The sequence below is a fragment of the Inquilinus sp. genome (assembly GCF_057815775.1).
In genome coordinates this window covers 1-7,203 of the sequence record NZ_JBYRFX010000691.1, presented here as the reverse complement: position 1 = coordinate 7,203, position 7,203 = coordinate 1, and the positions used below count along the sequence as shown (strand labels likewise).

The following is a 7,203-nucleotide window of genomic DNA, read 5'->3' as shown; positions in this document are numbered from 1 at the left end:
TGCAGACCGTGTCCCTGAACCTGCCGGTGCCGATCGAGCGCGAATTCGAGGTGCGGATCCAGCGCTTCGAACGCCGGGCCGAGGCGGCGCAGCCGGAGGCCGGCCCGCGTGAGCCGGGCAGCGGGCCCGAGCCGGCGCTGCTGGACACCCTCTACGACCTCACCATCCCCAAGCGCATCGAGCAGATGCGGGCCGATTTCGTGGCCATTGCCAGCCATGAGCTGCGCACGCCGCTGTCCAGCCTGATGGGCTTCATCGAGACGCTGCGCGGGCCGGCCCGCGACGATGCGGCGGCGCATGACCGGTTCCTCGGCATCATGCAGGCGCAGGCCGAACGCATGTCGCGGCTGGTCAACGACCTGCTGTCGCTGTCGCGGATCGAGCTGGACGAGCATGTGCCGCCGACCGGCCGGGTCACGATCGGCCCGCTGCTGCAGGCCGTGGCCGATGCGCTGGAGCTGAAGGCCCAGCGCAAGGCCCAGCGGATGGAGCTGGACCTGGCGCCGGACCTGCCCGCCGTGATCGGCGATTCGGACCAGCTGTATCAGGTGTTCCAGAACCTGGTGTCGAACGCGATCAACTACGGGCGGCAGGACAGTGTCGTTGGCATCTCCGCCCGCACAGTGGGGGAAGGCCGGCGCACCGGCCTGGTCGTGACCGTCAGCGACCAGGGCGAGGGCATCGCCAAGGAACACCTGCCCCGTCTGACCGAGCGATTCTACCGGGTCGACCCGGCCCGCAGCCGCGCCGTCGGCGGCACCGGCCTCGGCCTCGCCATCGTCAAGCACATCGTCAGCCGGCATCGCGGCCGGCTGGAGGTCGACAGCGAGGTCGGCGTCGGCAGCGTGTTCACGGTGCATCTGCCGGCGGCGCCGGGCGGCAAGGCCGCCGGCCGGGCCCTTCACAAAACTGTAATCGAACTGTCGTAAAAGGGTCGGGACCGGCGTCTATAGCCTGCTGTCGGACACGGCCTCCGCCGTTCGACCGGGCGATGCTTCGCCTCGCCCCCACTATCACAGGGAGATCCCCGTGAAGCTCTTTTCACGATCCATCCTCCGCGGCGCGGCGCTCGGCGCTGCCGCCATGCTCCTGGGGGGCGTTGCCCAGGCCGCCGACATCACCGGCGCCGGCGCCACCTTTCCGGCCCCGGTCTACGCCAAATGGGCGGACACCTATAAGAAAGAGACCGGCGTCGGCCTGAATTACCAGGCGATCGGTTCCGGTGGCGGCATCAACCAGATCAAGGCCAAGACCGTCACCTTCGGCGCCTCCGACATGCCGCTGAAGACCGAAGACCTGGCCGCGGCCGGCCTGGTCCAGTTCCCGATGGTCATGGGCGGCGTCGTGCCGGTCGTGAACGTCCCGGGCATCGAGCCGGGCAAGCTGGTCCTCGACGGTGACACCATTGCCGAGATCTATCTCGGCGACATCACCAAGTGGGATGACGACAAGATCAAGAAGCTGAACCCGGACCTGAAGCTGCCGAACACCGACATCGCGCCGGCCTATCGCGCCGACGGTTCCGGCACGACCTTCCTGTTCAGCAACTACCTGTCCAGCGTGAACGCCAAGTTCAAGGACACCATCGGCGCCAGCACCTCGGTGCAGTGGCCGACGGGCATTGGCGGGAAGGGCAATGCCGGCGTCGCCGGCGCCGTGCAGCAGACCGAAGGCGGCATCGGCTATGTCGAGTACGCCTACGTCAAGCAGAACAAGCTGACCTACACCCGGATGGTCAACAAGGACGGCAAGACGCTCGAGCCGACGATCAAGACCTTCCAGGCCGCCGCCGCCAATGCGGATTGGGCCAACTCCAAGGATTACTATGTGATCCTGACCAACCAGCCGGGTGCGCAGAGCTGGCCGATCACCGGCGCCAGCTTCATCCTGATGTACAAGCAGCCGGGCGATGCCGCGGCCGCGGCGACCGCGCTGCAGTTCTTCTCCTGGGCCTACACCAAGGGCACCGCGGAAGCCGAAGGCCTCGACTACGTGGCGATGCCGGCGGCGGTGGTGACCATGGTCAACAAGACCTGGTCGGACAACATCAAGGGCACCGACGGCAAGGCGATCTGGTCCGCGTCCAAGTGATCGCGGTTCGGTCCTGATCGATACGGCACCGTGCGGGTCACAACCGGCCGCACGGTGCCGCCTGTTTCCGGGGCAAGGTGATTCATGGTGGATGCGACGTCGCAGAACATCGGAATGCGGATCGGTGCCGGGGTTGCCCGCCGCCAACGCATGGCGGATACGGGCTTCCGCCTGGCCACGCAGTCTTTCGCCGTACTGGTTCTGATCCTTCTCGGCGGTGCGCTCGTCTCGCTGACCATCGGCGCCTTGCCGGCGCTGCAGACCTTCGGCCTCGGCTTCTTCGTGGATCCGACCTGGCAGCCGCCGAAGGAGATCTTCGGTGGCCTGGCGCCGATCTACGGCACCATCGTGACCTCGATCATCGCCATGATCATCGCGGTTCCGGTCAGCTTCGGCATCGCCATCTTCCTGACCGAGCTGTGCCCGCCGATGCTCAAGCGGCCCGTCGGCATCGCGATCGAGCTCCTGGCCGGCATCCCCAGCATCATCTACGGCATCTGGGGCTTCCTCGTGCTGGGGCCGGTGCTGCAGCAGACGATCCTGCCCTTCCTGAAGGCGACGCTGGGCCAGCTCCCGGGCATCGGCTTCCTGTTCTCCGGCGTGATCTACGGCCAGGGCATCTTCACCGCCGGCATCATCCTGGCGATCATGATCCTGCCCTTCATCACCGCCATCACCCGCGACGTGTTCGAGACGGTGCCACCGCTGCTCAAGGAATCCGCCTACGGCCTCGGGGCGACGACCTGGGAAGTGATGTGGCGGGTCGTGCTGCCCTACAGCCGCACCGGCGTGGTCGGCGGCGTCATGCTCGGCCTCGGCCGCGCGCTGGGCGAGACCATGGCGGTCGCCTTCGTCGTCGGCAGCGCCATCAAGATCAACGCGTCGCTGCTGGCGCCGGGCACCACGATCTCCGCGACCATCGCCAACCTGGCCAATTCGAACCCGAGCGAGCTGCTGAACTCGGCCCTGCTCGCCCTCGGCCTGGCGCTGTTCGTCATCACCTTCATCGTCCTGGCATTGGCCAAGCTCCAGCTCATGCGGCTGCAGCGCAAGGCAGGGAGTTAGACCGCCATGCAGATCGCCTCTGCCCGTTACGCCCGCCGCCGGGCGACCAACGCGGCGATGCTGACCGTCTCCCTGGGCGCGGCCGTGTTCGGACTGATGTGGCTGGTCTGGATCCTGGCGACGCTCTTCATCAACGGCGTCGGGTCGCTCAGCCTGACCCTGTTCACGGAATCGACTCCGCCGCCCGGCTCCGACGGCGGCGGGTTGCTGAACGCGATCTACGGCAGCTTCCTGATGACGCTGATCGGCACGGTGATCGGCACCGTCGTCGGCATCATGGCCGGCACCTATCTCTCGGAGTTCGGCAAGACCAGCCGGCTGGCCGAGGTGATCCGCTTCGTCAACGACATCCTGCTCAGCGCCCCGTCGATCGTGATCGGCCTGTTCGTTTACCAGGTCCTGGTCGCGGGCCTGTTCGGACATTATTCGGGCTGGGCCGGCGCGGTGGCGCTGTCGATCATCGCGATCCCGGTGGTGACGCGTACCACCGAGGACATGCTGCGGCTGGTGCCGAACACCCTGCGTGAGGCGGCGTCGGCTCTTGGGTCGCCGCAATGGAAGGTGGTCACCCAGGTCTGTTACCGCGCCGCGCGCAACGGCATCATCACCGGCGTCCTGCTGGCGATCGCGCGCATCAGCGGTGAGACCGCGCCGCTGCTCTACACCTCGTTCAGCAGCCAGTTCTGGAGCGCGGACATGTCCCAGGCGATCGCCAACCTGCCGGTGACGATCTACCAGATGACGCTGAACAGCACCGATCCGCGATCGGTGGAACTGGCCTGGAGCGGGGCGCTCCTGATCACGGTGACGATTCTCCTCCTCAACATCATCGCCCGGGCGCTCTCCTCGCTCGGCAAGCAGGGCTGACGGTCATGACAGGCAATGGTGCGCAGGTGACGACGCTCGACATGAACATCAATGTCGAGCGCCCGGCCGAGTCCCGCCGCGACCTCCGCGAGAAGGTCACGGTCCGCAACCTGTCCTTCTTCTATGAGGACCATGAGGCGCTGAAGAAGATCAACCTGCCGCTGTACGAGCGCTGCGTGACCGCCTTCATCGGTCCCTCGGGCTGCGGCAAGTCGACCCTGCTGCGCATCCTGAACCGGATGTACGACCTGTATCCGAAGCAGCGCGCGACGGGCGAAGTGCTGCTGGATGGCCAGAACATCCTGGCGCCGAAGCAGGACGTCAACCTGCTGCGCGCCCGCGTCGGCATGGTGTTCCAGAAGCCGACGCCGTTCCCGATGTCGATCTACGACAACGTCGCCTTCGGCATCCGGCTGTACGAGAAGCTGGACCAGGCCGAGATGGACAGCCGGATCGAGGCGGCGCTGCGCCGCGCCGCGCTGTGGGAGGAGGTCAAGGACAAGCTGAAGAAGAGCGGCACCAGCCTGTCCGGCGGCCAGCAGCAACGCCTGTGCATCGCCCGCACCATCGCGATGCGGCCGGACGTGCTGCTGCTGGACGAACCGACCTCGGCGCTCGACCCGATCTCGACCGCCAAGATTGAGGAGCTGATCGACGAGCTGAAGACCGACTACACGATCGCGATCGTCACCCACAACATGCAGCAGGCCGCCCGCGCCGCCGACTTCACCGCCTTCATGTATCTCGGCGAGCTGGTGGAATTCGGCGAGACTTCGGAGCTGTTCACCAGCCCGAAGAACGAGCGGACGCACAGTTACATCACCGGCCGCTTCGGTTGAGCTCCGGGTCAGGAAGGGTCCGCGCCATGGCTAATGAACACATCGTCAAATCCTTCGACCAGGAGCTTGAGGCCCTGCGCCGCACCATCGTGCAGATGGGCGGCCTCGCCGAAAGCCAGCTCGAACTCGCCATCCAGGCCGTGGTCCGCCGCGACGCAGACCTTGCCGGCCGAGTGGTGCGCAGCGACGAGCAGATGGACGCCTACGAGACCTCGATCGACGCCCAGGTGGTGCAGATCCTGGCGCTGCGCCAGCCCTTCGCCGGCGACCTGCGCGAGGTGGTCTCGGCCCTGCGCATCGCCTCGGACCTGGAGCGGATCGGCGACTATTCCGCCAACATCGCCAAGCGCTCCCTGGCCCTGGCGCAGGTGCCGGTGGTCCGGCCGGTGGCGACGCTGCCGCGCATGGGCCGGATGGTGCAGCAGATCATCAAGGACGTGCTCGACGCCTACACCGAGCGCGACCTGGAGAAGGCGCTGTCGGCCTGGCGCCAGGATGAATCGGTCGACGACCTCTACACCAGCCTGTTCCGCGAGACCCTCACCTACATGATGGAGGATCCGCGCAACATCACGCCCTGCACCCATGTGCTGTTCATCGCCAAGAACATCGAGCGGATCGGCGACCACGCGACCAACATCGCCGAGCTGATCCACTTCCTGCTCACCGGCAAGCCGATCAAGGATGCGCGGCCCAAGGGCGACTCGTCGTCCTTCACCGTCGTGACGCCCGAGACCAAGACGGAGGAGAGCTGATGAGAGCCGGCATCCAGCCGCTGGTTCTGGTGGTCGAGGACGAGGTCGATCTCGTCACCCTCCTGACCTACAACCTGGAGCGCGAGGGCTTCCGCGTCCTCGCCGCCTATGACGGGGAAGAGGCGCTGCTGCTGGCCAGCGAACAGCGGCCCGACCTGGTGCTGCTGGACTGGATGCTGCCGCATCTTTCCGGCATCGAGGTCTGCCGCCAGTTGCGCCGCGGCGCCAAGACCCGCGACATCCCGGTGATCATGCTGACCGCGCGCGGCGAGGAAGGGGATCGCGTCCGCGGTCTCGATTCCGGTGCCGACGACTATGTCGCCAAGCCGTTCTCGACGCCGGAGCTGCTGGCCCGGATCAAGGCGGTGCTGCGCCGGACCTCGCCGTCCAGCGCCGGCGACATGCTCAGCTACGCCGATCTCAGCATGGATCTCGGCGGCCACCGCGTCCGCCGTGGGGTGCGGGACGTGCATCTCGGCCCGACCGAATTCCGCCTGCTGCGCCATTTCATGCAGCATCCCGGCCGGGTGTTCAGCCGCGAACAGCTGCTCGACATCGTCTGGGGCCACGATGTGTATGTCGAACCGCGCACGGTCGACGTCCATATCCGGCGCCTGCGCAAGGCGTTGAACGACGAAAGCGAGACCGACCTGATCCGCACCGTCCGGTCCGCCGGCTATTCGCTGGATGTCCAGGCCCAGGCCTGACGCCCGGCCCATTGTTCTGACCGCACCGACCCGTTGTCTCGATTCCGGATCCGGAGGTGACATATGAATAAGGATTCCTGGCTGTTTCTGCGGCTGTGGTTCCGGTCGCCGCTGAAGATCGCCGCCTGGTCGCCATCCGGCCAGGCCCTGGCGCGCGCCTTCGCCCGGCATGTCGACCCGAAGGCCGAGGATCCGGTGCTGGAACTCGGCGGCGGCACCGGCAGCATCACGCAGGAGCTGCTGGCGACCGGCCTGCCGCCGGAGAAGCTGATCATCGTCGAGAAGATGCCGGAGCTGTGCGCCGTGCTGCGCCGCCGCTTCCCCGGCACGCTGGTGCTGGAGGGCGACGTCGCCGAGATCGGCGCGATGCTCGACGCCGCCGGCGTCACCAAGCTGTCGCTGGTCGTGTCCAGCCTGCCGATCATCTGGTTCCCGCTCGAGCTGCAGCGCCTGATCGTCGATGCCGCCTTCGCCCGGATGGGGCGGACCGGCCAGATGCTGCAGATCACCAACCAGCTGCTGTCGCCGCTGCCACGGCGCAAGCTGGGGCTGCGCGGCCGGCTGGTCGATTTCGTCTGTCGCAACCTGCCGCCATCCGGCGCCTGGAGCTATCGTCGCGACAGTGCCGGGATGATCCGCTAACCGCCACAGCCCAAAGAAAAAACCCGCGCCGCCGGTTCGTCCGGGGGCGCGGGTTTTCTTTTGGGTCAGGCCCGCCGGGTTACTTGCCCGGCGCGTTCGGCACGAACCAGCCGGTCGGCAGGCCGTTGGACTGGCGCCGCGGCGATTCGCTGGCGTCGGCCACCTGCTGGATGGCCTGGCTGCGGCCCTTGGCGGAAGCGACCCGGACCGGCGCGGCGTCGGGGATCGGTGCCATGC

The 7,203-nt window shown here is 67.1% G+C and carries 8 protein-coding genes; all 8 read left to right on the top strand.

Going from position 1 to position 7,203, the window contains the following annotated elements; genetic code table 11:
- Nucleotides 1-929 (top strand): sensor histidine kinase (locus AC3XYG_RS24030; protein WP_489142391.1); only part of this gene is annotated, 929 nt, incomplete at its 5' end.
- A 100-nt stretch (nucleotides 930-1,029) separates the two neighbouring features.
- Entirely contained in the window at nucleotides 1,030-2,091 is a 1,062-nt protein-coding gene (gene pstS / locus AC3XYG_RS24025; RefSeq protein WP_489142390.1) for a phosphate ABC transporter substrate-binding protein PstS, read from the top strand.
- A gap of 84 nt (nucleotides 2,092-2,175) precedes the next feature.
- On the top strand, nucleotides 2,176-3,156 hold the full coding sequence (gene pstC, locus AC3XYG_RS24020; protein WP_489142389.1) for a phosphate ABC transporter permease subunit PstC: 981 nt from the start codon (nucleotides 2,176-2,178) through the stop codon (nucleotides 3,154-3,156).
- Between the two features lie 6 nt (nucleotides 3,157-3,162).
- Complete coding sequence (pstA, locus tag AC3XYG_RS24015; protein WP_489142388.1) at nucleotides 3,163-4,023, top strand: phosphate ABC transporter permease PstA; 861 nt, start codon at nucleotides 3,163-3,165, stop codon at nucleotides 4,021-4,023.
- Nucleotides 4,024-4,028: 5 nt separating this feature from the next.
- Complete coding sequence (gene pstB, locus AC3XYG_RS24010; RefSeq protein ID WP_489142387.1) at nucleotides 4,029-4,862, top strand: phosphate ABC transporter ATP-binding protein PstB; 834 nt, start codon at nucleotides 4,029-4,031, stop codon at nucleotides 4,860-4,862.
- A gap of 26 nt (nucleotides 4,863-4,888) precedes the next feature.
- Complete coding sequence (phoU, locus tag AC3XYG_RS24005; protein ID WP_489142386.1) at nucleotides 4,889-5,617, top strand: phosphate signaling complex protein PhoU; 729 nt, start codon at nucleotides 4,889-4,891, stop codon at nucleotides 5,615-5,617.
- Complete coding sequence (gene phoB / locus AC3XYG_RS24000) at nucleotides 5,617-6,324, top strand: phosphate regulon transcriptional regulator PhoB (protein ID WP_489142385.1); 708 nt, start codon at nucleotides 5,617-5,619, stop codon at nucleotides 6,322-6,324. The genes phoU and phoB overlap by 1 nt, the downstream gene beginning before the upstream one ends.
- Nucleotides 6,325-6,387: 63 nt before the next feature.
- Nucleotides 6,388-6,966: a class I SAM-dependent methyltransferase gene (locus AC3XYG_RS23995; protein ID WP_489142384.1), complete on the top strand. Its 579-nt coding sequence runs from the start codon at nucleotides 6,388-6,390 to the stop codon at nucleotides 6,964-6,966.
- The last annotated feature ends 237 nt before the right edge of the window (nucleotides 6,967-7,203 follow it).

Coding starts and splice junctions, on each gene's coding strand:
- pstC (WP_489142389.1), top strand. CDS start 2,176: ATGGTGGATGCGACGTCGCAGAACATCGGAATGCGGATCGGTGCCGGG.
- pstA (WP_489142388.1), top strand. CDS start 3,163: ATGCAGATCGCCTCTGCCCGTTACGCCCGCCGCCGGGCGACCAACGCG.
- pstB (WP_489142387.1), top strand. CDS start 4,029: ATGACAGGCAATGGTGCGCAGGTGACGACGCTCGACATGAACATCAAT.
- phoU (WP_489142386.1), top strand. CDS start 4,889: ATGGCTAATGAACACATCGTCAAATCCTTCGACCAGGAGCTTGAGGCC.
- phoB (WP_489142385.1), top strand. CDS start 5,617: ATGAGAGCCGGCATCCAGCCGCTGGTTCTGGTGGTCGAGGACGAGGTC.
- AC3XYG_RS23995 (WP_489142384.1), top strand. CDS start 6,388: ATGAATAAGGATTCCTGGCTGTTTCTGCGGCTGTGGTTCCGGTCGCCG.